This is a genomic window from Maribacter spongiae, assembly GCF_047345125.1.
Classification (GTDB): Bacteria; Bacteroidota; Bacteroidia; order Flavobacteriales; family Flavobacteriaceae; genus Maribacter.
Genome location: NZ_JBLFEQ010000013.1, coordinates 1 through 25937, shown reverse-complemented (window position 1 = coordinate 25937; position 25937 = coordinate 1). Strand labels below are relative to the sequence as shown.

Annotated in this window: 23 protein-coding genes and 1 pseudogene; 7 read left to right on the top strand and 17 right to left on the bottom strand. The window is 37.3% G+C overall.

What is annotated here, in order from left to right:
- Positions 1–234 precede the first annotated feature (234 nt).
- From ACKWB9_RS14460 to ACKWB9_RS14425, 8 genes are all read right to left on the bottom strand, one after another.
- On the bottom strand, positions 235–690 hold the full coding sequence (locus ACKWB9_RS14460) for a hypothetical protein (RefSeq protein WP_414003732.1): 456 nt from the start codon (positions 688–690) through the stop codon (positions 235–237).
- A gap of 30 nt (positions 691–720) precedes the next feature.
- Positions 721–2427, bottom strand: coding sequence for a hypothetical protein (locus ACKWB9_RS14455; RefSeq protein ID WP_414003731.1), 1707 nt, complete (start codon positions 2425–2427; stop codon positions 721–723).
- Between the two features lie 72 nt (positions 2428–2499).
- Positions 2500–4317, bottom strand: a complete 1818-nt coding sequence (locus tag ACKWB9_RS14450; RefSeq protein ID WP_414003730.1) for an O-antigen ligase family protein — start codon at positions 4315–4317, stop codon at positions 2500–2502.
- 274 nt (positions 4318–4591) lie between these two features.
- Complete coding sequence (locus ACKWB9_RS14445; RefSeq protein ID WP_414003729.1) at positions 4592–6535, bottom strand: discoidin domain-containing protein; 1944 nt, start codon at positions 6533–6535, stop codon at positions 4592–4594.
- Positions 6536–6590: 55 nt separating this feature from the next.
- Positions 6591–6776 carry a hypothetical protein gene (locus ACKWB9_RS14440; protein WP_414003728.1) on the bottom strand — a complete coding sequence of 62 codons (186 nt, stop codon included), beginning with the start codon at positions 6774–6776 and terminating at the stop codon, positions 6591–6593.
- A gap of 104 nt (positions 6777–6880) precedes the next feature.
- Positions 6881–7345, bottom strand: a complete 465-nt coding sequence (locus tag ACKWB9_RS14435) for a YHS domain-containing (seleno)protein (RefSeq protein WP_414003727.1) — start codon at positions 7343–7345, stop codon at positions 6881–6883.
- Between the two features lie 147 nt (positions 7346–7492).
- The gene (locus tag ACKWB9_RS14430) at positions 7493–7846 is read right to left on the bottom strand and encodes a hypothetical protein (protein ID WP_414003726.1); all 354 of its coding nucleotides are present in this window, start codon (positions 7844–7846) and stop codon (positions 7493–7495) included.
- Positions 7847–8240: 394 nt separating this feature from the next.
- Complete coding sequence (locus ACKWB9_RS14425) at positions 8241–8846, bottom strand: RNA polymerase sigma factor (RefSeq protein ID WP_414003725.1); 606 nt, start codon at positions 8844–8846, stop codon at positions 8241–8243.
- Between the two features lie 108 nt (positions 8847–8954).
- Between ACKWB9_RS14425 and ACKWB9_RS14420 the strand changes: the two genes are divergently transcribed.
- From ACKWB9_RS14420 to ACKWB9_RS14390, 7 genes are all read left to right on the top strand, one after another.
- A complete protein-coding gene (locus tag ACKWB9_RS14420; protein WP_414003724.1) occupies positions 8955–10091 on the top strand; it encodes a FecR family protein in 1137 nt (378 codons plus the stop codon).
- A gap of 122 nt (positions 10092–10213) precedes the next feature.
- A complete protein-coding gene (locus tag ACKWB9_RS14415; protein ID WP_414003723.1) occupies positions 10214–13753 on the top strand; it encodes a SusC/RagA family TonB-linked outer membrane protein in 3540 nt (1179 codons plus the stop codon).
- 18 nt (positions 13754–13771) lie between these two features.
- A complete protein-coding gene (locus ACKWB9_RS14410; protein WP_414003722.1) occupies positions 13772–15094 on the top strand; it encodes a RagB/SusD family nutrient uptake outer membrane protein in 1323 nt (440 codons plus the stop codon).
- A gap of 320 nt (positions 15095–15414) precedes the next feature.
- Positions 15415–16716, top strand: coding sequence for a redoxin domain-containing protein (locus ACKWB9_RS14405; protein WP_414003721.1), 1302 nt, complete (start codon positions 15415–15417; stop codon positions 16714–16716).
- Positions 16717–17182: 466 nt separating this feature from the next.
- Positions 17183–18280 carry a DUF2652 domain-containing protein gene (locus tag ACKWB9_RS14400; protein ID WP_414003720.1) on the top strand — a complete coding sequence of 366 codons (1098 nt, stop codon included), beginning with the start codon at positions 17183–17185 and terminating at the stop codon, positions 18278–18280.
- Between the two features lie 44 nt (positions 18281–18324).
- On the top strand, positions 18325–19377 hold the full coding sequence (locus tag ACKWB9_RS14395) for a helix-turn-helix transcriptional regulator (RefSeq protein ID WP_414003719.1): 1053 nt from the start codon (positions 18325–18327) through the stop codon (positions 19375–19377).
- 244 nt (positions 19378–19621) lie between these two features.
- On the top strand, positions 19622–19978 hold the full coding sequence (locus tag ACKWB9_RS14390) for a hypothetical protein (protein WP_414003718.1): 357 nt from the start codon (positions 19622–19624) through the stop codon (positions 19976–19978).
- A gap of 240 nt (positions 19979–20218) precedes the next feature.
- Here the strand turns inward: ACKWB9_RS14390 and ACKWB9_RS14385 are convergent, their stop codons facing one another.
- From ACKWB9_RS14385 to ACKWB9_RS14345, 9 genes and pseudogenes are all read right to left on the bottom strand, one after another.
- Positions 20219–20542, bottom strand: coding sequence for a hypothetical protein (locus ACKWB9_RS14385; RefSeq protein ID WP_414003717.1), 324 nt, complete (start codon positions 20540–20542; stop codon positions 20219–20221).
- Positions 20512–20736, bottom strand: coding sequence for a hypothetical protein (locus ACKWB9_RS14380; RefSeq protein WP_414003716.1), 225 nt, complete (start codon positions 20734–20736; stop codon positions 20512–20514). The genes ACKWB9_RS14385 and ACKWB9_RS14380 overlap by 31 nt, the downstream gene beginning before the upstream one ends.
- 364 nt (positions 20737–21100) lie before the next feature.
- A complete protein-coding gene (locus tag ACKWB9_RS14375; RefSeq protein ID WP_414003715.1) occupies positions 21101–21733 on the bottom strand; it encodes a hypothetical protein in 633 nt (210 codons plus the stop codon).
- Positions 21734–21907: a hypothetical protein gene (locus tag ACKWB9_RS14370; RefSeq protein ID WP_414003714.1), complete on the bottom strand. Its 174-nt coding sequence runs from the start codon at positions 21905–21907 to the stop codon at positions 21734–21736.
- 231 nt (positions 21908–22138) lie between these two features.
- Positions 22139–23149, bottom strand: coding sequence for an endonuclease/exonuclease/phosphatase family protein (locus ACKWB9_RS14365; RefSeq protein WP_414003713.1), 1011 nt, complete (start codon positions 23147–23149; stop codon positions 22139–22141).
- Positions 23150–23213: 64 nt separating this feature from the next.
- Positions 23214–24362, bottom strand: a complete 1149-nt coding sequence (locus ACKWB9_RS14360; RefSeq protein WP_414003712.1) for a hypothetical protein — start codon at positions 24360–24362, stop codon at positions 23214–23216.
- 209 nt (positions 24363–24571) lie between these two features.
- Entirely contained in the window at positions 24572–25090 is a 519-nt protein-coding gene (locus ACKWB9_RS14355) for a DUF4138 domain-containing protein (RefSeq protein WP_414003711.1), read from the bottom strand.
- Positions 25091–25105: 15 nt separating this feature from the next.
- Entirely contained in the window at positions 25106–25255 is a 150-nt protein-coding gene (locus ACKWB9_RS14350; RefSeq protein ID WP_414003710.1) for a hypothetical protein, read from the bottom strand.
- A 342-nt stretch (positions 25256–25597) separates the two neighbouring features.
- Positions 25598–25937, bottom strand: a pseudogene (locus ACKWB9_RS14345) (hypothetical protein); the annotation flags it as partial.

Below are 25937 nucleotides of genomic sequence, written 5' to 3'. Positions count from 1 at the left end.
AAGTTAATTTTCTGTTTTAAAACATACCTAACTTCTGTTATAATAAAATAAATAAAAATCCATAGCGAGAAAAAAAGGAATAAATAAACTCCCAAAATAGCAATAGTCCAATAATCGTTTTTACACCCCAATAAGTTTAAGTAATAGGGTATAAAAAGCAGAACGCACAAGTTAATGCTAACAAGGTTAATTAGCCTGATTGCATTGCTTCCTTTCATTTATTAATAATTAAAGTTAATATCCATTATCTGATAAGATTTGAGATATTTTCTGATCAATAGTTCCTTGAAAATTCGGCATTAAATCATATAGCTCTTTTTTTATTAGATTAGATATTGGAATTGATGGTTTGTCAGAAAAGTCATTGATTAAATTTTGCATTTGTTGATTTGACAAATTATTATTGAGTACCTCAATTGCTCCATTTTTAAAAATATTATAATCTATGCTATTTTTAATTTGAACCCAAATATTATCGGGAACATGAGGCTTTTCCTGTTTTTGTGAATCTATATATTTATTTGTGAATTTTACAATTCTAGTTGACACAACTAACCTACTGTAGACTTGTTCGGCAAGACTTATTTGTTCTATGTTTACTTTTTCTGCTTCCAATGAATTAGCAGCAATTAATTCAGTCATACTACTGCTTAATAAAATTGAAATAATTACTATTTTTATATTTTTCATTTTAATTAAAATTTGTAATTCTTATAATTTCTATTCTGGACAATCTCCTTCGTTATACTCATACCTTTTACCATATTCTTTGTTCTTATCAAAAGATTCCGCATTGCCTCCTGGTTTATCATTGATATATTTTTCAATCGTTTCCATTAAATTTTTCCAAGTCCTGTCTGCTAAATCAAAAGCAAAATCTCCACCTAATCCAAGTGTTACATTTGCAGCAGAATCAACCCAAGTAGTTAATCTATCTGCTCCTCTAACAACAAAAGAATAACTACCATCTCCATTATCTTCTATACCAAACCGTCTATGTCCACTAACTGGGTGTCCTAAATGGTCTACACTATGTACAGTAGTAAATATCCAGTACATTTCACTTTGGCTATATTCTGTACATATTACTGTTGCTGTATCCATTAAAGTATCAAAATCCATAGCAGAACCTACAGGGTTTGATGAACCCCAAGAATTTGTGTCTTGGGCAGCATAGGACATAAATTCGGCTTTTTCCCAAAAATAATCTCCTCCTGTAACCAAGTCATAAAAGTTTGTTCTTATTTCTTCAAACAATTGTTGGGGAGTATAGCCATCAGGCAAGCTATTTATTTCTAGAGAATAACGATCTAAATTTATATCACTAGTTCCATCCTCTATAGTCTGTATTTCAAAAGATTTAACATTGGCTGCAACACTTCCTCCTGGAACACTCACTCCTTGCATCCTCTGATCAATTTGATTTTTAACATTATCGGATACTTTTTTATTTGTTAAATCTTTATTCTTACAAGGATCATCACACTCATTTTCTTTTTTACATTCTCCACATGTGTTCAACTTATGAACCTCTGGATTCGTATCATCACAATCAGGCCCATGGGTTAAACGGCCCCAATTCCCCCCTGAATAGGCCGAAGGCAATTCTACCGTACGTATATGGGCCGAATGATACCCATCACCATCATTGTCCAAATACCAGTCCTTCTCATCCGGGTCGGTATTCGGTGGAACCTCCCATTCACCATCACCGTCTTCGCCCGTAGGGGAACCGCCATTGATATCATAGTCACCAAAATAATTGTTGGGATCATATAAAATAGTTACAATGGGTACATGGTTGGGGTCATTGTTCCCGTTTGCCGTTACAGTGACCTCGTCCAACTGAATACCACTACAAAATTCCCCTGGGAGCAAGTCTTCATCACAGTCATCATCGTTTCGACCCGTCTTTGCCGCCGATCTATGCTTACCGTTTGTGGCAAGGTTACTGTTCCTATACGCTCTACGGGTCACCCCATCCTGCATCTGTAAGATTATCAACAATTCACCATCTAATTTGGTAAATACCAAATCTCCTGTATATTCCGGTGTTGTAGCCGCTATCCTATTGGGCATCCTAGTCATCAGTACTTTTTTTAGCTCACCGTCTATCTTTAAGAATAGGACACTGCTCTCCAAACCTTTGTATTTTGTACTTGCGGGCACTACCGTAAGTTTGGCCTGGCTACCGGTAATATCGTCTTGCCTTAACTGGTCCAGGTGCGGCACGATATTCAGCCCCTGTTCGCTGTTTTTACCTAACTTTTTATCCGGACCAAAAAAATCTTCGACTTCTGAAACGGACACCGTTTCCAACAGGTCGTCCTGTACTATGTCGACCCCGCCCTCTTGATCGTCTTGCTGACATGCAAAAACAAAAGATAAAAGAAACAGAATGCGTATGTAATAACCCTTATTGTGCATAGGAATGTTCTTATTTTTTTAATGGGTCTTAAAAGTAAAGAAATAAATTTAGAAGGTCTTCTTTTTAGATATTTATTTAGGCGGTTTATAAGAATCAATAAATTCTTGCATTTCATTTTTAATTTTACGGACCGTTGTTGATTGTATTTTTATAGTACCGGTTATAATCTCTTTGGCCAGTTCAAATGCTTTTTTATCTTGATCGGTTTCAATAAATAATTTTACCAGCAAATATTTTGGATATAATTTTATCGGTACCATATCAGATGCTTTTTGATATGAAAATGCCGCTTTTTTATATTCCCTCATTTTCTTGTATGCATCGGCCAATGCCATTTGGGTTTTATAAGTACTTAAATACTTTTCTGCTTTGCGCAAAACAGTAATGGCCCCTTGATATTGCTTTGCCCTATATAGTGTTTTACCATATATAAATAAGAACAGACCGTTTTTTTCAAATAAAGGCAATAGTACTTCATACTCTTTGGCACTCATTTCATAATCTTGAAAAATATTGGCGTTCTTAATCGTATTCCATCTTAAAAAGCCTTTATCAAGTCCATTTACTTTTTTTATCCCCCAAAACAAGGTTAACACAATGGCGAATGTACATATCACCCTTAAAGTATAGTTAAGATACCTTGTAGTGACCGGAATCATAATTTTTTTAGCATGTTGATCTAAACCTGCTAAAAAACCCAATAAAACAACACTTATGATCTTGATAGGCAGAATGTGCGAAGGGTAGGAGAAGCAGGCAAAAATAATCAAGGTAATCATATTTATTTTTAGAAATACCATTAAAAACGTATTTCTAAGAATGGTTGTTGACCTGAATAGTGTAATACCTGCTATCAATAAAAACAAAAAACCTATAAACCCGTTCTCTATAAAAAATTGCAGCCCCTCATTATAGGCGTAGTAAACATTATCTGCAATGTTAATTTCCGCCGTATTTTGATATTGTGAAAAATACACCGCCTGATAGTTCATGTAAGATGATGCAAAGCCATCAAAACCAACTCCGAAACAGATGTGTTCTTTTAGCATTGAAGTGCTTATTTTCCAAATTAACAATCGACCATTGGCAGATGCTATCTTTAAATTGTACAAAACCAATACTAACGATGACACCCCCATTATTAAGGCCATAATCATTAAACCCTTTTTGGCAAAACTACTTTTACCCGATAATCGAGATTTAAATGTTGCGAGGCTTGCCTTGAAACTTTGAACGTTTTTTTCTTGCAAATGCCTTGCGGGCTTGCCCTTAGGTAGTTTACCATAAAATAGTTTTTTAAAATATCTGTACCTTAATTCCAGTAACAGCGCGCAGCTCAGGAGAAAAGACAGGTACGAGGCCCTAGATTCTGTTAACGGCAGTATTAGTATCACACATAAAACGGCAGCTAATGAAATGTATGGAAGTACGTATTTAAAAAATAAAACAGCTGTTTTACCCTCATTACCATAAATACGTCTAATATGTTTTTTAAATAGATATAGTGCAAACGCTATTGACCCTGTAATAGCCAAAAAACCGGCATAAGGTGCCGGATTAAAAAAACTGCCCGTTACATCAAACTTTAAATGATTTGAATAATAATATCCTTGAAATTGAAGCAGCCCGTAAATGGCTTGAATGATTCCCGATAAAACAATGACCACTAAAAACCAAACATAATACTTATAACTGATACCTCTTAAAACAAGATATAGTAAGCTCAAACCTATCAATTCGAAATATCGAATCGAAAAAGCATAATCAGGCTGTATCAAATACCTGTTCACCAGTATATAAACCAATAAAAGCAATAGGGATATATCTAGTTTCGAAATTCTGATCGCCCCTACATTGGTAACGATCCAATATAAAACATATACCGCCATTATAAAGAACATTAGGTAAGCGAACCATAAAAATTTGCTCGTTATAGGGCTATATATATATTCTTTTATATTTATGATAGGGATCAGTACAAGTACTAAGCCAATTAAAAAAACTAAAATTAACTGTGTGTGGTTTCTTATGGAGGAAAAAAATGTAAGCAACGTTTTTTAAATATTTATAGCGTATTAAAAAATTATCCAACAGAAAATCTATTGCGTTTTGAAATTACTTCACAATCGGGTACTGCGTTATGTTTATAAATATTAATTATCATCATTTAGCTGAACTCCAAAAATGTTGTCTTCCGTTTTTATATACAAACAGTTCCTCTTCAATACCCTCACTTAAGTTACGCAACCACATTAACGCTTTTTCAGGAACATTATCATATTGTACATTATGGGTTTCCGCCTTTTTTATGCCCAAAGAGACCCATTTGTCGTTCCAATAAAGCAGTTCATAATTGTCTCCTGGTTTTACATAATTAACATCGCTTCTTGGAGCAAAATACAACTTTGATATTTTTTGCCTTTTTCCAAAATCCATTCCGATCCAAGATATGGAATCCTCGATCTTCCGAGGTGAGAAATAACTAAGAAGGTCATCATCGAATGCATTCTTGCCATCATCCGAATTATGAGGTCCGATTATTTTTCCGGAAAGTTTTCTTTCTTTGGAAAACCATTGCATTTCTGCAATTTCCGCTGGCCAGCCTTTTTTACCTTTATATCTGGCATATCGATACGTTTTCCGGGATTGTATGTTAACTGTTCTTGGCATCAATACGGTATCACCTTCAGAGATTTTGTTCACCGTCACAGCATTCCTAAAATCAGGATCATTGGATAATTGAAATACGCCGCCAAACATTCGCCGCCCAAACCATTTAATACGATTTGTTATCTTGGTTTTTCTATTTAAGCGCACTTCAATTTTTTTCGATCCGTTTGCTATATGTGTATATTTATTTCCAGCCATATCTATTGAAAATGGGTTTGAAGCTGCGACCCATTCCCCTTTATCAAAATAGAAAATAATGTGAATATTTCCCCTTCCTACTTCGTTGAACGTTGTATATCCTCCTTTTTCAACATTGGTCTTTGCTATTGGTTGCCATTTGTTGTTATTGAACACACACAGATACGCCGTTGAAAATGCTTTTCCCTCAATAGTCCTTACTTTGGTCCTTATACGGTTGGTTTCGATGTATTGCGAGGTAACATCCACAATATGAGGATTATCAAGAAACGTATTTGTTTTTATACGTTCGTTATGATTTTCTGACGCTTCTTGTTGGGCATACAGAAGCCGATATATCTTTGCGATCTTTTTTCGTGGTCTATATGAACCATGCTTGCCCGAAAACACAAATCCATCGGTACAAAGGATACTATCTTTGCTATAAACTACAGAATTCCAATAATGGGAACTTCTCCCATTTGGCCATATGGTAAAGTCAATGACCATGGGAATGCCCAATGCTTTGGCTTTAAAAGCAGCATAAATAGAAAGATTTATACAATCGCCCGTTTTGCCCTTTTCAAAATCACTTATAGGTAAATCGATCGGAACAAATTGGTTATATTGAAAATGGGATGGAGCAATAGATACATCCTTTACCACCTCGATCATGCTATCAATAGAGGTGCTGTCGTTTAGTTTTTGTTTACTCTTTTGGTATTGTTTTGCCCGTAGCGTTAATTCCAATGCTTCATTTTTTTGCCTGTAGGGCAATATGTAGTTGCAAAACCCATCAAAATCTAAAAAATCGTTCCAGGGCTTTGGCCAAACTTCAAAAGCAATATCTATATTTTCTATCAACTGCTCCGCATTGATGTTTTCTATATCTTTTTGAAATGTATGTTTTACCGTTCGATTATATTCAGCACTTTTAAGGGCATCGGCAATTGCCTTTGGGTAATTGTCATATTTTTGTTTTGTATGGTTATCCGATAATTTTAATGTATCCCTCCTTTCATTACGTGGCTCCATAGCATAATAATAATGGTGTTCCATATTTTCAATTAAGAAAACCGCTGCGCTATGTTTTAAGCTATCCTTAGGGTTTTCTGAATAATGGGCCAATACTTTTTCCAGCTCAGGTCTATTCCCCGATAGTTCTAATGTGCGTTCAAGTTTATTGGTAAATTGGCGTGATTTTTCGTTACAGGCAATGAACAAAATCAGGAAAAGATAGAAGCAGGTATGTTTACTCATTCCTATTTTACTTTACTTTATCGTGTTTATTGGTAATTATTAAAAAACCTTAATGCTACTTATTAGGGGCTAATGTAACCAAATATATAAACATTTTTAATGCATTTGGCGTGAGCAAGATACCCGAACCAATTGGTTCCAGTTTTCGGCTCCTTTCATAAAGCTGATACTCGATCCCCAATTTTTCAAAGGCCAAAGCCGTTGTAAGCCCTCCTATTCCACCACCGATAATACTATACATATCCTATATAAACACATCGATCCATTAAATCAAAAAACAACAAAGCATGCCGACCATATGGTCGGCATGCCAAGAATCTGAAAAAAGTAATCACAAATAAAACACTATTTCGTTTTTAAGCTTTTCCAATTCTTATTGGCCGTAGCCAATAATTTGGATTCTTTTTCAGAAACCCACAATTGTTTTGCATCGACCTCAACATCGTTCAAGAACAAATAATATTTTCCATTACTTACCACGAATTTGTTAGGGTCTACCCTAAACTTGGCACCGGCGTAGATACCAAAAGCGCAATAACCGCCATACTGTGGCATGTACTTTTCAGGATTGTTCTCAAAAGCCGTCTTTTGCTCCGCCGAAGTAAAATAATACGCTACTTTATTGTGAATGGATTTATATTGCTTAGATCCCCTTTGGGCAAGGCCCATATCCAAGTAAGATACCGGGCTGTATCCCTGCAGACCGATCTTACTGTCATCAATATTGTTCGCTTTCTTGTCCTGTGCAATACTCATTGTACCCATTAACAAAGCTATTGCCACTACTGTTGTTTTAAATAAATTTTTCATTTTTATTGTTTTGAAATATTAAATAATTATTGTTGTCCCTGTTTTGCTATGTTTAACCTAACAACGGCAGGGATTACCGCTTTTTTTGTCCGTACGAACATTCCTTCAGGCCTTATCAATTGAAACAGACCGTTCGTACATATTTTATTATTGGGCGTTGAAATATTCTTCTTTCGCTACTTTACCATCATTGTTCCAGGTACGACGGATAATTTCATGCCAATAAATTTTACTGCCGTCCTTCATGTTGAAGTCAAAAGTAAATTCAGAAGCGGATTCATTATTATCTACGATCGTGGCATGGTGCGTAATGCCATTTACCTCGGCAATAGCCCCTGCAAAGCCTTCCATCTTTTCTACCATCTGTTGTTTGTTGGTCGTTGCTACGCCATTATAATCGGATGTAGTGGCATCGTCGGCAAAAAATCGTTTGACCGCATCAACAATTGCCCCCTTGGAAACTATACCGTCCATTTCTGTAGCCAATGTTTTAATACTCATTTTTATAATTTTTAAAGTTTAACAAATATTGTTTTGTAATTATGGTACAAATTTCAGGATGACATCAAGGTTTTCACCTATACAAAAAGCGCAAAAAATTGTACTTTTTATATATTTAGATTCCAAAGGGAAATGTTCCGCCATACCGAACTTGCCACACTTGACGGGACCATTGTTTTGGATGATCATCTCTGTAGCTCAAGATCAAACGGTTTTTTTATGAGAATCTATGTTATAGGGTTTACTTGGGGTATTCGACCTTTCAAAAGGGAGTAGGGCTCAAAATAACGGAAATCGGATATGCTCAAAAAATAGAAGGGGCTATTTGGTCTTTATTCACGGCAAATGGTGGACGTTTCCATATTACCCTGATCAAGGTCCTAAAAAAAAACCTTTAAGAGCATTTGAAGCTTTTTTCCCCGAGTCTATTCCCAAGGACCAATAAAAGGATCATTTTTATCTTATGGTGTAGTTTGCGCCGTAAAACCTTATAGGCTTTGGTAATCTGTGTTTCCACCGTTTTTATGGAAATTCCCAGATAATCCGCTATTTCGTTATTGGTAAGACCATCTTTTTTGCTCAACAAAAAAATATGCTGACATTTGGGCGGAAGGTTTTGTACCTCTTCCTTGACCATGGCAATGACTTGGTCCAGTTCCTGTTCATTGGACTGTCCGGTCATTTGTTGAAGTGCCTCCGCATAATGGCATTCCAAGTCTAGCATAGCCTGTTTTTGCCTGTATTTGTTGATGAATTCATTGTATACCGATTTATATAAAAAACTCTGGATGGAATACTTGTCGTCCAAATTTTCGCGAAACTGCCAAGTTTTTAAAAATACATTCTGTACAATGTCCTGCGCCATGACATGGTCGTTTATTAAGGAAACGGCGTATGCATGTAGTTTTACATGATACCGATCGATCAAAAAAAGATATGCTCTTTCTTTTCCCTTTTTAAGGCCCCTAATAAGCTTATCGTTTTCCTTATAATTCTCCATTTTGGCAGATATGGGGCACAATAAACGAAAAATAACCTAGATGATAAAAAATCAAGAAAAAAGTAAGGGTGTTCAATTTTGGCATCGTATTAAAAAGAAAGCACCCTAATGAATCCGAAGGAAATAGAACATCTTATTATAAAGTTTGTAAACAAATCGGCCAATGCCAATGAGCTTGATTTGCTAAAAGACCATATTAAAGACCCTAAGAGCAGAACTGTTGTAAACGATTATATAAAACTACACTTTGCCATTACAGTAGCTATGAACGAATCCAGTGCCGAAGACATCAAAAAACGATTTTTGAAAGAAATCCGTAAGGAAAAAATATACCGTTTGCGTTTGCCCTCTATTTTAAAATATGCTGCAATCATATTGGTTTCCCTATCCTTGGGATATATCTATTATAGCAATTACGGCCAATCGGATATCATAATTCCCAAAGAGGAGGAGATAACACTTGAATTGGGCGACGGTACGATCAGAACCCTTTCGAAAGATGAAAATTTTGAACTGACCGTTGACAAAGGGCAGGTTGCAGGTGTAAAAGGAGGAAAGCAATTGGTCTATACTAAAGCCGGACAAGATGAACTCATCTATAATACACTATGCGTTCCGTACGGTAAAAGGTTCAGTGTACAACTCTCCGACGGAACGCTCGTGGATCTTAATTCGGGTTCGTCGTTAAAATACCCGATAGGCTTTCTTGAGAATCGTTCCCGACAGGTCTTTTTGGAAGGAGAAGGTTTTTTTAGGGTAACGAAGAATGAATCGGTACCCTTTCTGGTACATGCGAACGAATTGAGGGTAGAAGTCCTGGGAACCAGTTTTAATGTTGGGGCCTATGTTGAAGATCGTACCGTTGATGTCATTCTTACGGAAGGGAGCGTTATGTTGTACGATGAAAGTTCCGAAACGGGGAAAACATATCTAAAACCGGGAACAAGGGGACGCTATCACAGAAGCGAGGGATCCATTGCCACGGAACAGGTAAGTACGGCCATTTATACTTCTTGGGTAAAAGGTACCGCAGTTTTCAGGAATGCCAGTTTTGATAACATTATCAAGAAACTGGAACGGTTTTACAACGTCACCATTATCAATCAAAACCAAGAACTTTCCAAAGAAACCTTCAATGCCAACATAGACGTAGAAAAGGAAAGCATTGAAGAAGTGTTGACTTATTTTAATACGATCTATAACATAGAATATCAGATACATAATAACAAAATCATTATCAGATGAACTAAAATCAATCAAAAAAAATCAGTCCAATGAAAAAAGGAGAAATGCTGGCACATTTCTCCTAAGGGTTTGGAATGATCAACTCGTATGAACCAATCATTACTAAAAAACACTTTAAAAGTATGAAAAAACCAATCAAATTGCCCAGAAAAACACCTGTGCAATTCAAATTTGACCTAAGAATGAAGCTCTCATTGCTTTTGACATTTGCAGCTATATTGACATTACAGGCCAATATTTCGTATTCCCAGACCAAAATCACATTGAATGTAGATCACGTAAATATTGGTAGCGTAATCGATGAAATCGAAACCAAGACACAATTCAAATTTATTTTCAATACACGGATTGTGGACCTGGAGCGTAAAATTTCCCTTAAAGTATATCAAGAACCCGTTATTGACGTACTCGACAAAATGTTCCAAAACACTAAAACGGCCTTTCATATAAATGATGAGAGGGTCTTTCTGTTCGAAAGAAAGCAACATCCCGATATTTCACAAAACAACGCTATTCAAGAAATTGAGGTAAAGGGCGTTGTGGTAGACAATAACGGCGACCCCATATCCGGCATTGCGGTATTCATAAGTAAAGACAAAGAGTTTAATGCAAATGCGGTCCTTAAGGGAACCGAGACAGACTTTGATGGGGCATATACCCTTACTGCCAACGTGGGTGAATTTGTAATGGTGAAAGGACTCGGTTATACGACAAAAGTCAAACAGATCGAACAAGGCGTTACAGTCTACGACTTTCAAGTACTGCAGATTGCAAACGAATTGGAGGAAGTGGTGATTACCGGCTACCAACAGATAAAAAAAGAAAGGGCCACCGGGTCATTTGCCAAAGTGGAGCAAAAAGTGTTGGACAATAGAATTTCCAGTAACTTTTTCAACAAAATAGAGGGTTTGGTACCCGGTTTGCTCAATCAAGGAGGGCGGTTCCAAATACGTGGGGTAACCACCTTTAGAACCGATGATGAACGATTTCCCGATAGTCCGGTACAGAGTACCCCACTCATAGTGGTGGACGGTTTTCCCATAGGGTCCAATGCCAGTAGGACCTTAAATCCCGAGGATGTAGAATCTGTCACGGTACTCAAAGATGCGGCGGCAGCTTCTATTTGGGGCGTACAGGCCGCCAACGGGGTTATCGTGATCACTACCAAGAACAATCGAAAGGGAAAATCCAAACCTAAGGTGGAATTTTCAAATTTTGTAACCCTTCAAAATCATGCGGATTATAATACACAGGCACTTGCCAGTACACAGAGTATTATTGATTTTGAATACGAAGGCTATAGATCTGGGTTCATTCAAACGGCCCCCAATCCTTTTAGCAATTATTCTTTAGTGGAGGAAATCTATCAAAATGAAACAGATGGCAATATTACCCCGGAAGAAGCCCGACAACAATTGAATCAACTCGGCAGGTATAGTGTTATTGACGAAAATGCCAAGTATTTTCTGCGGTCCAAAATAGAGCAACAATACAATTTATCCGTTCAAGGAGGAGGTGATTTGATCGATTATTATTTCTCCACCTATTATACGGAAGATAAGTCAAATACCATCGGCAATGGTTCCGACAGGCTTAACCTGAATTTTAAAAACACCTTTAAGATCAGTGATAGACTCAATTTTTTTGTGGGCGGAAACATTACATTTCTCAATACTGAAAACAACGGGGGCAATGCTCTGAGATTTAGGGCCTATCAAAGAATAAAAGATGAGGACGGGGATTTTGTGCCCGTGTATACAGGCATTTCCCAAAGGGAAAAGGAAAGATTGGTAAACCTGGGGTATTTGGATTGGAATTTCAACCCATTACAAGATCTTGAATTTGTGGACAATACTTCCAAAAGGTTCGATACCCGATTTCAGACCCGGGTAAATTGGAGTCCGTTAAAGGGAATTGAATTTTCATCGACCTTTCAGTATGAATACGGAACCCAAAAGGCAATCGATTATTCAAAAGAAGGTTCCTATGAATCAAGGGACCTATTCAATAGATATACCTCTGTAGATCCCACCACCAGTGTACTGACAAAGAACTTCCCCCAAGGCGGTATTTATTCGGAAAATCATTCCCTCTACAGGATCCTGAATTTTAGGAACCTTTTAAATATAGACACCAAACTAGGGAACGATGATCACCGACTCGCAGGAATTTTGGGAACCGAGGTCCAAAAAATCACTTCCGAAAGTACCGCTACGGGAAATATTTATGGTTTCAACGATCAATCCTTTCAAGGAACGGATATTCGTTGGGAAAGCGTTGTGGATTATAGAGGGTTCAATGCAGGACGTCCTTCACAAAACAGGACTATACGGTTGGCAGACGATAGATTTGTCTCCTTTTTTGGGAATATGGGCTATACCTATCTCAATAAATACACCCTTACAGGAAGTGTCCGTGTGGACCAAACGAACCTTTTTGGTACCGACCCCAAGTTTAGGTACAGACCGTTATGGTCCGCAGGGGGCTCATGGCTTATTACCAATGAGAACTTTTTTAATGTAAAGAATATTGATTTCCTAAAACTGAGAGCTACCTATGGGCTCAATGGAAATGTGGATAAAAACCATGGCCCGTTCTTAAAGATAGCGTTGTCCCCTGCCACCGGCTTTAACCCATTCCCTTCTACGAGCTTGAGGGCTCCTGCCAACCCCTTCTTACGATGGGAAAAAACGGAAGTGACCAATCTGGGATTGGATTTCAGTTTGTTCGAAAACAGAATCGGGGGCTCTATTGAAGCCTATTGGAAAAACAGTAGTGACCTTTTGGGCGATAAAGTCCTTGATCCCACATTTGGATTCAGCAGTGCCAGGGTAAATTCAGCTTCCATGAAAAACAAAGGCTTTGAACTGGATTTGAGGATAAAGTTCTTGAAGGCAAAAAACTTTAACATAAATGCCAATATTAATTTAGGGTACAATGAAAACGAAGTCGTCAAATATTTTGTGCCCAACCCCAATGCAACAGACTTGCTCGGCAACAATTACAAATTGGTGGGAGAATCCTTTTTCTCGGAATATGCCTTTCGTTGGGCAGGACTTTCGGGCAATGGGCATCCACAAATTCTTGATGAGAACGGTGACACAGTTGAAATATCAAGTACCATAGGAGGTGCAGATTTGGAAAACAATAGAAACCTATTGGTCAATATAGGGCAGACGACACCCAAATATTACGGTGGCACCCAATTGTTCTTTAATTATCGAACCTTTAGTATCGGAGCCTATTTCTCGTACAAATTTGGCCATAAGTTCTTTAGGCCCACGGTAAATTATATAAATGCCCATAGAACTGCCTTTGTACATGAGGATTTGGAAAAAAGATGGCAAAATCCGGGAGATGAAAACAATACGGATGTCCCATCGTATCCTACGGATCAATTAGACCCTAGAATGTCCGTCTATTTAGATTCAGATCATTTAGTGGAAAATGCCGGGTTTATCAATATCGACCAAATTTCACTGAGTTGGGCGATGCCCAAAAAATATTTGGAGAAAATAGGCTTATTGGGGCTGTCCTTCCAAGGGCAGGTGAGCAATATTGGGAACATTTGGACGGCCAATGATCTGGGGTTGGATCCCGAACGGCCATTCTCGGCAAACAGGACCCCTATCTATACCATGGGTCTGCGTCTTAATTTTTAAATCGATAAAACAACAACAATGAAAAACTATATAGTACTTAGTGTAATCGCCATAATTTTGTTATTCTCTTCGTGTGACGATTACTTGGATGTTATACCCAAGGGAGAATTGATACCCGAAAGTATTGATGATTATGCATTAATGCTCAATTCGGTAGAGTTTTACAACGTTCCCAAATTGCATGTGATGATAGACGATGATTTTTTTACCAACCAACCAACCTCATTACAAAAGCCCCAGGCAGCCGCTTATTTATGGGAAGATTTCTTTTATGATGATACCGAAAACGATCCCAACTGGGGTTTGTTGTATGAGCAGGTATTTTTGGCCAATACCATCCTTAAGGGTATCGAGGGCATTGAGTCTGACGAAAAAGTAGATCAAGTAAGGGCAGAGGCACTGTTCCAAAGGTCATATGCCTTTTTTCTTTTGGTCAATCTATATGCCAAACACTATAATAGTGCTACAGCAAGTGCCGATTTGGGAATTCCACTGATTTTGAGTCCCTCTTTGGAAGAAGAAACCTATGTTAGAAATACTGTAGAGGAAGTTTACGCCAGGATTATAGCCGATGTGGAAGACCATGTGGACTTTTTGCCCGATGTACATGAAGATAAGGTACGTCCCGGGAAAGATGCAGCTTACGGATTCTTGGCCAGGGTTTTCTTGTACATGGGAGAATTTGAAAAAGCCAAGGAAGCGGCCACCAATGCCCTGAACCTCAATGACAGCCTTTTTGATTTGAGAACCAGTGTTGCAGGATACCCCTATAGGTTCCACGATTATGTAGAAGGGTATATCAACAAAACTGCTTTTGGAGTCCCATCTGCCTTTACAATGGACAATACCACCAAAGCAGAGGTATATACGGAAGGAACAGACCTTAGATACAACGGTCTATTCTTTAACTTTGTGGTAAACAGTCTCTATAGGTTCTTTGCATTGAACTATACCGGGCCCAGTACGCCCGAAATGTACCTTATACGTGCCGAGGCGAACGCGCGCAATAACAATGTGCAAGAAGCTTTGGACGATCTTAATGAAATGAGGAAGTACAGGTTTCTTGAAGCGGATTATCAGGAAATCCTTCCTTCGGATGTTGATGATATTTTTGAACTGGTGCAACTGGAACGGCGTAGGGAACTTATGTATAAAGGGCACCGTTGGTTTGATGTAAAACGGTTGAATTCCGAAGGTGTATGGAATGTTTCCTTAGAGAGAAGGGATGCGACCGGAACTGCGATCGCTACCCTTCCCGCAAATGATAATAAGGCTGTTTTTGCCATTCCGCCAAAAATAATTTCTGAGTTCAATACCAATTTGCAACAGAATCCCAGATAGTTGATTAATGGGCCTGAGCACCATCATGTTAAGATAATTCGTGATGGTGCTTATGGAACATAAGGGGTATTGATCGGTGATCGGACATCACATAGAGAATGTACAAAAAGTATTGCTATTGTTTCCCAAGCGTCCAAGCCAAAGGACAGCGATCCGTATTCTCGCGTTGTCAGGGCCTTTTCGTTATATAAGGCCAATGAGGAAAGGGAGCCTTTAAATTCCCCGGAAAGTACAACTTTAAAGGAAACAGAAAAATGACGTAGCGCTATAATAGAAACCCTTGGAAAACAGAGAGAAACGACTAAACCAAAATATTGAACATGAAATTGAAATTATTTTTACTTCTGGGCAGTTTGTTGCTTTTGTTAGTTATGTGCAAGCAAAAAAAAGAAACGGACTCCACCGCCTTTGAAATAGAATTCCAGATCAATGGTTTGGAAGGAACCAGTACATGGTTTGTAGAGCAACCAGTAGCAAATTATGGGAACCTATTTGTGGATACGGTAACCATTTCACAAGGAAAACTTCTCTATAAGGGAAATATTCCATATCCAAAATTGAGCAAATTGGTATCTTTTGAAAAAAAGGGAGCCTTGGTCTTTATGCTTGGTCCGGGAAAACATAAAATTACCGCTGATTATAAAAACATATCAAAATATGGCCTTGGAACCAAGTTCGAGTATGCCCCTAGCAAGTATGATGATGATTATCTATTACAATCTGAATTGGAAAAATTTTGGAGCATTCCGGCCCAACGCACATTTGCAGATTTACAGAAGCAATTAAAGGTTAAGGAAAGAGCCATGTTTAAAGAGGTCTACGGAGTTTCCCAAAAAGAATATTACCAATGGATCCGCTCCAAGGACAAAGAAGACAAAAAAAAGGCAAGGGCCGTTTATTCCAAGGTTGATCCCACGGCGATCAAACAATTGAAAGAGCAAAACACGCAGAACAAATTAAAACTATATGAATTTAACAAAGAATTGATCATACAGTACTTAAAAAAGCACCCCAATAGCTATGTCTCCTTATTCTACGTTTTGGAAAACATTTTTTTGTTTGGCCCACCACAGACAGCGGAGGTGTTGGAAGAGTATGTGCATTTGTTCGGGAATGAATTAAAGGGCACAAAGGAATATAAGGCCATCTTTAAAAAATACCAAGCTGAAAAAAACCTGAAAGAAGGTATAGCCCCTGATTTTGAACTGCCCACTCCCGAAGGAGAACGGATAAAGCTGTCATCCTTAAGGGGAAAAGTTGTCCTAGTGGATTTCTGGGCGAGTTGGTGTGTTTATTGCAGAAAAGAAACGCCCAATTTAAAGCAGCAGTATGAAAAATATAAAGACCATGGTCTGGAGATACTGAGCGTTTCTTTTGACACCAAGCGCGAACATTGGTTGAAAGCTTTGGAAGAAGATCACATGCCATGGTTGCAAGTGGCCGATTTAAGAGGAGTCAAAAAATCGGAAGTAACAGGAGATTATGGCGTAAATGCCATACCGTTCATCTTTTTATTGGATAGGGAAGGAAAAGTAGTTGCCAAAAATATAAGACAGCCTTCCATGGTCAACGATGAGGCATATAGCATCAATTTTCATTTGAAGAATATATTCGGATTCTGATTTTTTTCTGATGTTTTGATTGTTGATGAGCGATCAAGAATATTTTTTTGTGTTGAATTAGCGACATGCAGAAAGGGCGACTTCTTTAAGGAGTTGCCCTTATTTGTACAAGGTAAATACAATAAGGTCTTTTCATTTTTATCCTACACGATAAGTTGGCCATTCGTGACTTTTAACCGAACAGTATTCCTCGAGGTTTTGCTGAAACTGTCATTCCCGATTTGTTTGGGAATCTATAGTGAACGGTCTTGTCCGGAAAAGGGTCATGCGGTCTTTTCTCTATACTTCAAAAAACAATTTACATTTCAAAACCATCCATGTATGGTGACAAGTATAGTTCCACGATATCCAACAATTTAAAATGTACAATAATTTGCGTGGTTTTTATAGTACCCTTCTATTTCCATAACAAGAACTTTGCATCTCGGATTCCAAGTATTGGAATCCGAGATAATGGATCTGATCTATGAAAAAACACGCCATATATTTTATTCCCGATATCAGTGGTTTCACGGATTTTGTAACAAATACCGAAATAGAACATAGTAAACATATTATTGCTGAACTTTTGGAAATTCTTTTGGACAATAATATCATTCACCTGGAACTTGCCGAAATCGAGGGTGATGCACTCTTTATGTACACCCGTAAATTGCCCGAATTCAAAAAATTGGCAGCGCAATCAAAATTGATGTTAAGGAAATTCAAGGCACACCTTTCTCTTTACGAATCAAGGCGTATTTGCAATTGTGGGGCGTGTATATCCGCACCTAACTTAAAACTAAAGTTTATCGTTCATTATGGTGAGATTGCCTTTATGCGGGTAAAGAAAATAATAAAGCCTTATGGTAAAGACGTGATAAAAGTGCATCGGTTATTGAAGAACAGTTTACAAATAGATCAATATCTCCTAGTTACTTCCAACACCGTTGATTTCTATGAGGTTGATATGCAAAGAGACTATCCATCTTTTAAAAAAGGTAGGGATCGTTATGATTTTGGTTCCTTCACTTATTTTTTTGATGATTATTCCGGGATAAATACCGAGAAAAAAGGTTTGCATATGAGAATCCCGAGCAAACCGGCGGGAGAACCAAAGCTATTACTTAATGAGTATACAAATCTGGATATTTTAAATACCTATAAAATAATTTCAAGTTTTGAACATCGTACCAAATGGTATAAGTTGATCGACGATTTGATCTATGATGAATTTAGGGTCAACAGAGGAGGCACCGTACACAATTGCGTATCCGGATCTGAAGTATATAAAGTTGAAACCTTATCGACGGTCGCAATGGACGACGCCTATATATATGCGGAACGTACACAGGACATTGAAAACCTGAGCGATTTTTCTTTTTACATTACCCTTTTTAAAGATAGCAACGATCGGACACAACTAAAATTGGAAGTGTTTTTTGAGTACGAAACAGAGGATACGCAGGTGCAATCACGGATAAAAATGAAATTATTTTCCGTTTGGCGGGAGAGCATGGCAAGGCTCGTTGCTCTATTGGACACCATAGGCATTCAACAAATAAAATCTATCCGCGCTACATAAGATTCAGGGATTTACTAATTTTGTGTTCACCACCATTAGTGAAAATGGAAAGCACGACCGTCAGAAAATTTTACGCCGAACTGGACAAGGTTTATTTTATCAACCAATACACCTTGGTACATATCCTTAAAGGTTCAGGTACCATTCAGGTGGATTTCAAAACGTATTCGGACTGGGACGACAAGATTATTTATTTGGAAAAAGGACAGTATATAAAATTCCTCTCAGAGGACTTTTTGGTTCGCTTTATTACTTTTCCAGATGAAATCCTATTTAAATCCAAAGATGTAAGAATCCTCTTTAAACATCTGGTCTCTCTAGGATATATTAACTATAGCGAATGTGAGGACTGTAGATCGTTTTTGGGGAAAACCGTATTCAATACCAATATGGACAAATTGATCGATACCTCCATAGATCAATGGTATTGGCAAAACCCGTTCAGCGCGAATAAGGAGGAATACGGGATTATCTTTGATGTTAAGGAGATTATAGACAAGGAATTTTCCGGTCACATTAATATAGGTCATTTAAAAGACCATTTGATCCATTCTACCCATTATAACATTCAAGGGCTGTTAAAGGATAAATTGGGTATTTCCATTCAAAAAATGGTAGCCGGTAAACAGTTGATGGAAAGCCAAAAGGAACTCGCCTTTACGGATAAGAGTATACAGGAAATAGCTTTTGAAAAAGGGTTTAAGGACCCTGCTTATTTTAACCGTGTTTTCAAGAACAAGCTCGGTCAGACCCCTAAGAACTTTAGGGACAATTTTGATTACGGAAACAGGGATCGTTTTACCCAGGACCTTATTGAACTCATTCAACTTTTCCATAAAGATGAGCATAAACTTGCCTTTTATGCCGATAAGATGAATATTTCGGTAAAGGCACTCTCCAAAAAAGTAAAGGAAAGAATGAACGTTACGTTGGGCGAATTAATTCGCGCACAACTAATAGATTCTGCCAAGACAATGCTTCAACAGGGCGAAATTGTTAAAGAAGTTGCCTTTTCATTAGGGTTTGAGGAACCCAATAATTTTTCCAAATTTTTCGCACAACACACCGGTGTCGCACCCTCCATTTTCAAAAAATAAAAAGTACAATTTTCTGCGTTTTTTTTATACGTTAAGTTTTGGCCTTCATGCCTAAGTTTGTAATGTAAATATATTCCTAGGTATTGTTAGGTATTGAAAATTAATGAATTGGCATATATAATATAAAGGACGATCATATCGTTTATTCATATTGAATACCGTTTCATAAAATGACCGATTCCAAATAATCTCGGGAAAAATAATACAAAACAAATAAAACTTTAATCATTTAAAATTTGTAATCATGAAATTTGTAACGAAAAGAATACATGCATTTTTAGATTATCCTGTAGCTATTGCATTAATAGCACTTCCTTTTATTTTGGGATTGGGCAGTTCCAATCCATTGGCCTTACAGGTTTCCGTAGCTACCGGGGTTGCGGCATTTATTTTAACCTTATTAACGGACCATCACTTGGGGGTATTACGCGTAATACCTTATAAGTTTCATTTGATCGTTGATTTTTTAGTGGCAATCGTGTTTATTATTGTTCCTTTTATTTTTTCTTTTAAAGGATTGGATGCCTATTACTATTGGGTCAACGGTATTGCCGTGTTATTTGTGGTTAGTATGCATAAATCGGAGCCGGCGATTGCTTAGCATTATTCATAAAATTATGGAAAAAGCGCAGATACTGATCTGCGCTTTTTTTATATTGAACAGTGTTCCGGTAAATTATTGTCATTCTTTGTTTTTGATTCGGTATTTGGTTGTATTGTAGCCTAGCCTTTTTTAGGACAGCGCTAAATTCATACAACATCGTTATTGACCTCCTCCCAATTTTAGCTTGATTATGTATTTGGTTCATCTAATGGAACAGGGTTCGTACCAAACAGGCATTTAAAAACATATCGAAAGCCTTGTGTGGTAAAATCTCCTCTTATCTGCTTCAAGGAGCAATCTTTCACTTTGGCCCATGATTTTTACATCTGCATTGGACAGACCTAATGACGATGAAGTAACACCGGGTTTAAGTCCAGGCTTTTTAATATCAAAATCGATTTCCCCAGTGAGATTATATGGTCTGGCAATAACTTCTTCTAAATTGATGGTTCTATCCTTTAGATTAAAGAGGTGTATGTATCCAAACGAATTTAGACAAACATCCTGATTTACAATTGGAGGGATAAGGTTTAATTTAACTGCTTTGATCGTTGATAACAATTTCTTCCAAGGGCCATTGTTTTACGTTTGATCCTTTCTCTTCTTCGGGTGGTTTGTTCGTCTCTTCCAAAATACACATCGGCCGGGGCCAGGTTCTTCTCTTCCGTCGAAAACCGGGGTCTGGTCCGTCGTTTGACTTCCTTGATAAAACTCTCAGTTTTTTGAGTTGCTTCTCTCTTGGTCTTTCTGTCCATTTCCTGAAATTTTGATCACTAGGGCCAGCCCTAGTGATTGGATTAATAAAACTGATAATCCTCCTGATCAACTCTCAGAAAAGTTGTCCACATTTGTTTGAAGCTATACACTTGATAATCATACGATTATCAAGTTTTTATTACTAATTGATTTGTTAAAAAGTCGGGGGTGGCAGGATTAACTACCACATCCTATACTATTAATAAGTTACTTTGATTTTTTTTTCAAAACAGGTAACCGAATAGGTAACTTTTGCTCTGATTTTATTTCATTAATAAAATCAAGTATTATTTGGGACTCATTGGATACAATTCAGATATCTTTTCCAAAATAAACCGGATTTCAATTCTAAAATCGACTGTCCTATTGAAATTCAATCTCCTTCCTAGGCAGAAAAAAACCTTTTATACAATTAGGGTTTCGGATACAAATCTGTATATGACTCTTTTTTTGTATCCCGGCACCTTCAAAAGCAGGGCCGCCTTCGGTAAATACTCCTCGAACGGAGTCAAAATTTTTAAAAGTACTAAACCCATTTTCCCTAACATCCTTTTCTATCTTTTCACTTATTTTTTGATGCATGAATTCCAAAACAGCGCAATCCAATTCCCGAATTAACTTATCCTTGAATTTATCGAATTTCGCATCTTTATTCTCTGGAATATTCTTGCCAATGGTATTATAATATTCGACCATTAGGTTATAATAAGTCACAAGTGCATCTATAAATTGATTATCAAGTAAATCAAAGCAATGCTTTAATGAAATCACCGCACCAATGACCGAAGGTTTTTTTATCTCTCCCCTACGTGCCTTATCCTTGGCCCAAGCTAATGCCCTATCGTAGTTATTTTCCCAAAAATAAACCCCATGCCCGAGCCAATCAAAAGGTCTTTCGCTTTTATGTATATAATGGGGTCTTGTAAGAAGGGCATCTCTAATTGATTCATCACATCCGTGAAAACCAATTAAAAGATTATTTTTGGTGGAATACATCTATTCCGAATCATTCACTATTATTTCTTCAAGTGATTCGTAGTTATCGGTATGTTCACCTTCGGAATTTAATATGCCTGCGGAAATTAACGATTCCATAGCAATCTTGACGGTAACTTCATTTTTTAAGTCTTCCGCCAACTCCTGTAGTTCTTTCAAGTCTTTATTGCTCATGACATATTATTTAAATTCAAAAATACAAAAATTAGGCCAATCTGTAAATAACCATTCCCCTAATCATTAATAATTTAGCAGCACTCTTCTACCCCCTTTCAACTCCTTCAATTCAATCTGTAATCTCTCATCATCCCCAAGCACAAATTTGGTCAGCACATAGACAAAACGTTTCTTCTCACCATTTTGTATGCTTTCCTTAAAACCAACCTGATTTTTTTAGTAGTTCTATCAAGCTTTTTTTGCTATTACTACGGATACAGGTTTATGATCACTTGTACTGGCGTATTTTGGGTTACTGGCATTTATCAAATCATGGATTTCATGTTCTATAAAACCGGATTTACTCTCGATCACTATAGGTAAAGAATCATTGACCAAGCTTTGGGTAAACAAAATATGATCAAGTAATATTTTAGGGTCTCGATTTGGGTCGATGAAATCTTCAAAATGAACACTCCATCTTAAGTTATCTTCAAAATCAAATAACGCATGGTTCAAGAATCTCTCGGCCTCAAATACATTTCCTTGAAGATTTGACAATAGGTCAAAAAAGATGTATTGTTTTTCGAAAAACTCTTTGCCAGGCCCATCATTTAAATCTCCCATAACCATTATGGCCGGGTCGGATACTTGTTCAAATTTTGTGTTGATATAAGCTCTAACATTGGCCACTTCCGTAGTCATCTTAATTCTTGCTTTAATTGCATTTTTTATAAAGGTTTTCTGCCTTTCACCACCTGCATTCCAATCACTTTTACCGCTTTGTACAAATTTACTTTTTGTGTGCAGCCCTATCAGTTCTAGTCTGACACCGTGCCACTCCAATATTAAAACTTGAGGATGTCTATAGTGCCTATGTCTTGAGGTCTCGAAATCACCCCAATAATTAACATCCCAACTGGCACTTGAGAATTCATCGTAAATTTTAGTCGGTAATAATGATGCACTATGCTGTAATTCAGGTTTGACCAAAAACCAAATCCACTGCCTACCCTGTATTTTATAATCATTTGCCAAGGCCTTTATCGCAACATACTTACCTCCTAAAGTATCTGCACAAAAACTATCGATTTTAACTTCTCCCTTAAAACCTTCAAGAATACAAAGAACATCTGCATCAATATCTAATATTTCCTGTTTTATGGCATCTATTCGCTTTTGCTTCTTACTATCAATATTATCAAACAATTTGTCTAACCATTTAACATTCCATGAGGTTACTTTTAGTTGATTGCCCATATCTATTATTTTTAGATTCTAGTTTAGAAAGTTTAGCTGTTTTTATTGTTTGTTGAATTTCATTTTAAGTAATTAAGCTATCTATGCGGTTAGGGTTTCCTTTATGTTTCTTGGTGTTATCATAAGTTTTAAAACCCGTGACATTATAAGCAGCATATACTATGGAACCTATTCCTGCCGCTAGAGAGGCACCGAGATCTGCCACTGCAACTTTTTCATTTCCTAGAATAGATAAAGTGTTATTCGTAGTAGTTGTGCCCATCCAAAGTTCTCCTTCTTCTGTTGCGGAAAAAAAACATATCCCACCAGAATAAAATGCCCATACAACATCAAAATTAAATACTTGGGGACGTGAATTATCTACTATTAGGTTTAATGAATCTCGTAGGGTTACTTTCCAATCATTACCATCGATCCAATAATACCAAAGATTTTTATCGGCTTTTCCTACTGAACAATTGGCTACCAAAAGGTTTTGCCCAACAACACTAATTGCATTTATACCTCTTTGGGCCGAAGGGTTAAACAAGGTTCTTGACAATATATTACCGCTTGGCACGTCTACAACACAAATCTCTCCATTTTCGGAACCTGTTACAACTTGAATATTTTGATCATTACTTATAAACCAATCAACTCCCCTTATATTCTGTAAACCCCATGGGTTGACCGGTTTTGAACTTGTTAAATCAACAGCTCTTATTAAGCTAATATTGGTCCCATCTATATTTGCGTTCCATATTAATAAAAAGCCGTTCTCATGACCTGTAATAAGGTATAGGGTTTTACCAATGTTTTGTACCGTGGAACAATTGGCAATACCATACGATGAATTGTATTGAACAGTTTGTAGGGTTATAAGGTCTTCAAATGTACCAGATGGAGATTTCCAAACGACCATCGAAGAAGCATCATTAGAGGAGATAAAAGTATTTTCCGCAACCCAATCGAGCATCTGAATTCCCTGATCGGCCGGGGCTGATACAGCTATAGAGATAACAGGGCCTAATGTGGTGGAATCCGTTTTATTGAAAATACTTATGCTACCATCCCAACGTCCAATGGCAAAATGATCCAAGCTCACCCAACATGCCTGTTGTGCCATGGTAAATGTAGTTCCTAACTGCGTAAGCGGTAAATCTGTATCCTCTTTTATCTCACCAAGATGAATTAACGATCTTGCTACAGGAATATTGGCTAACTTACTGTACATGGTTTTTTAATTTTAAATCTATTCCTTCAACTAGTACACCTTCCTTATCAGGAATTGTTTAGTTAAATGAAATCTTTATAGGGGGGGAAGACTTTAAATATAATAAAAGAATCTCAATTGGAATCCTTTTTTGTACGTAAAAACTTATTTTTATAAAACCGCCTTCCTACTCCTCTTCAACTCAATCTCCAACTTTTCATTATCTCCCATCACAAACTTTGAAGGCACATACACAAAACGTTTTTCTCTCCAACCTTAACTTGGTTGGGCATTTTAAATTGATGTATCACATTTTGTCCTAATCTTTGAAAAGAAGCTTTACGTTTCTTGTTTCCGTTGGTCCTATAAATATTGAGATAATCAATCTCAAAATCGATTCCGGAACTGTTTTTGATTTCCAGTACCAAATAAACTTCCGAGGTATTATAGACCATCTTTTGAAGTTGTAGCCTGACCCCTTTCTTTCCTTTTGTGGCCATACTTTCGTAATTGGATTTCAATAAATACGCACTGAATTTTTGAAAATATGCGGTCTTACTTGTATCCCGTATTTGAACAGTTGGTTTTTGCCCTATCTTTTTAGGTCGTTCGTTACCGATACCGTTTTCTTCGGGAATGAAGTAGTTCGGTTTTGGTAGTTGCTTTGCATACTTCAAAATATAGGGATAGACCTGTCCGTTATTGGTCACGGTCAATAGATTGTTTTCCTCCCCCGGTTTTGTCTGCAACAATTCAAAGTGTTGTTATTTCTCCCTGTTGTAGGTAAACACAATATGGTCTGCCCCGGTAATCCCTTGACGTATAGAGTTTGGAAAGAACAGGGCCACATTTTTGGTCATTGGCATAATGGTGTCCAGGGGTCGTTGTACACGTATTGAAATTGAATGTGCCAACAATATGAGTATTATACGTGTTTCATATATATAAACTTTAATGATTGCCCATTATGGACTTTCCGAATATTTGATTTAAAGAAGATGGGAGCCATCCGATTCTAGACGCTTTCTTAAAATATTCAGGGTCTTTTCACAAAGTTACATATCCCTGGTCCGACTATTCTATGTATGTTCTGGCATTGTTATGTATTTCATTCAGTCCGTCATTAAAATTGGATAGGATGGTGTCATATAACATATTCTCGTAGCAATATTCGATTAGTATCGGAATATGTTGGTCAGTTGTTTGAAATCAATTTAGATTTGATCAAACTAATACCTTTAAGCAAAAAACCTTGATTATCGTTCGAAATCGGTACTTGTTATTTTTATTTGGGTGTTTTTTAATCCTATTGCAGATGCTTCCAGCAAAATATCTTCGGATACATTTTTTATTCTAAGTATAATCGATGCAATTCCCGCTTTTGCCTTTACAGGATTTTCACCTATAAGCTCTGCATTGCCCGACATAACGGAAAAATTGACCTCATCATTGGCATCATGGATCATATTCCCGTATTGATCGAGCACCCTTGCATGCAGAATGACAATGTCGTTGTCCGCCGGGGCAATATGTTCCATATCCAGTTCAAGTGCCAATTGTCGGGCCCCGCCCGATGTTACCACTTTATCTTCACAA

What these genes read in the sequence shown, in the direction of transcription:
- ACKWB9_RS14460 (WP_414003732.1), bottom strand. Translation starts at nt 690, where the DNA reads ATGAAAAATATAAAAATAGTAATTATTTCAATTTTATTAAGCAGTAGT.
- ACKWB9_RS14455 (WP_414003731.1), bottom strand. Translation starts at nt 2,427, where the DNA reads ATGCACAATAAGGGTTATTACATACGCATTCTGTTTCTTTTATCTTTT.
- ACKWB9_RS14450 (WP_414003730.1), bottom strand. Translation starts at nt 4,317, where the DNA reads ATGGCGGTATATGTTTTATATTGGATCGTTACCAATGTAGGGGCGATC.
- ACKWB9_RS14445 (WP_414003729.1), bottom strand. Translation starts at nt 6,535, where the DNA reads ATGAGTAAACATACCTGCTTCTATCTTTTCCTGATTTTGTTCATTGCC.
- ACKWB9_RS14440 (WP_414003728.1), bottom strand. Translation starts at nt 6,776, where the DNA reads ATGTATAGTATTATCGGTGGTGGAATAGGAGGGCTTACAACGGCTTTG.
- ACKWB9_RS14435 (WP_414003727.1), bottom strand. Translation starts at nt 7,345, where the DNA reads ATGAAAAATTTATTTAAAACAACAGTAGTGGCAATAGCTTTGTTAATG.
- ACKWB9_RS14430 (WP_414003726.1), bottom strand. Translation starts at nt 7,846, where the DNA reads ATGAGTATTAAAACATTGGCTACAGAAATGGACGGTATAGTTTCCAAG.
- ACKWB9_RS14425 (WP_414003725.1), bottom strand. Translation starts at nt 8,846, where the DNA reads ATGGAGAATTATAAGGAAAACGATAAGCTTATTAGGGGCCTTAAAAAG.
- ACKWB9_RS14420 (WP_414003724.1), top strand. Translation starts at nt 8,955, where the DNA reads ATGAATCCGAAGGAAATAGAACATCTTATTATAAAGTTTGTAAACAAA.
- ACKWB9_RS14415 (WP_414003723.1), top strand. Translation starts at nt 10,214, where the DNA reads ATGAAAAAACCAATCAAATTGCCCAGAAAAACACCTGTGCAATTCAAA.
- ACKWB9_RS14410 (WP_414003722.1), top strand. Translation starts at nt 13,772, where the DNA reads ATGAAAAACTATATAGTACTTAGTGTAATCGCCATAATTTTGTTATTC.
- ACKWB9_RS14405 (WP_414003721.1), top strand. Translation starts at nt 15,415, where the DNA reads ATGAAATTGAAATTATTTTTACTTCTGGGCAGTTTGTTGCTTTTGTTA.
- ACKWB9_RS14400 (WP_414003720.1), top strand. Translation starts at nt 17,183, where the DNA reads ATGAAAAAACACGCCATATATTTTATTCCCGATATCAGTGGTTTCACG.
- ACKWB9_RS14395 (WP_414003719.1), top strand. Translation starts at nt 18,325, where the DNA reads ATGGAAAGCACGACCGTCAGAAAATTTTACGCCGAACTGGACAAGGTT.
- ACKWB9_RS14390 (WP_414003718.1), top strand. Translation starts at nt 19,622, where the DNA reads ATGAAATTTGTAACGAAAAGAATACATGCATTTTTAGATTATCCTGTA.
- ACKWB9_RS14380 (WP_414003716.1), bottom strand. Translation starts at nt 20,736, where the DNA reads ATGGACAGAAAGACCAAGAGAGAAGCAACTCAAAAAACTGAGAGTTTT.
- ACKWB9_RS14375 (WP_414003715.1), bottom strand. Translation starts at nt 21,733, where the DNA reads ATGTATTCCACCAAAAATAATCTTTTAATTGGTTTTCACGGATGTGAT.
- ACKWB9_RS14370 (WP_414003714.1), bottom strand. Translation starts at nt 21,907, where the DNA reads ATGAGCAATAAAGACTTGAAAGAACTACAGGAGTTGGCGGAAGACTTA.
- ACKWB9_RS14365 (WP_414003713.1), bottom strand. Translation starts at nt 23,149, where the DNA reads ATGGGCAATCAACTAAAAGTAACCTCATGGAATGTTAAATGGTTAGAC.
- ACKWB9_RS14360 (WP_414003712.1), bottom strand. Translation starts at nt 24,362, where the DNA reads ATGTACAGTAAGTTAGCCAATATTCCTGTAGCAAGATCGTTAATTCAT.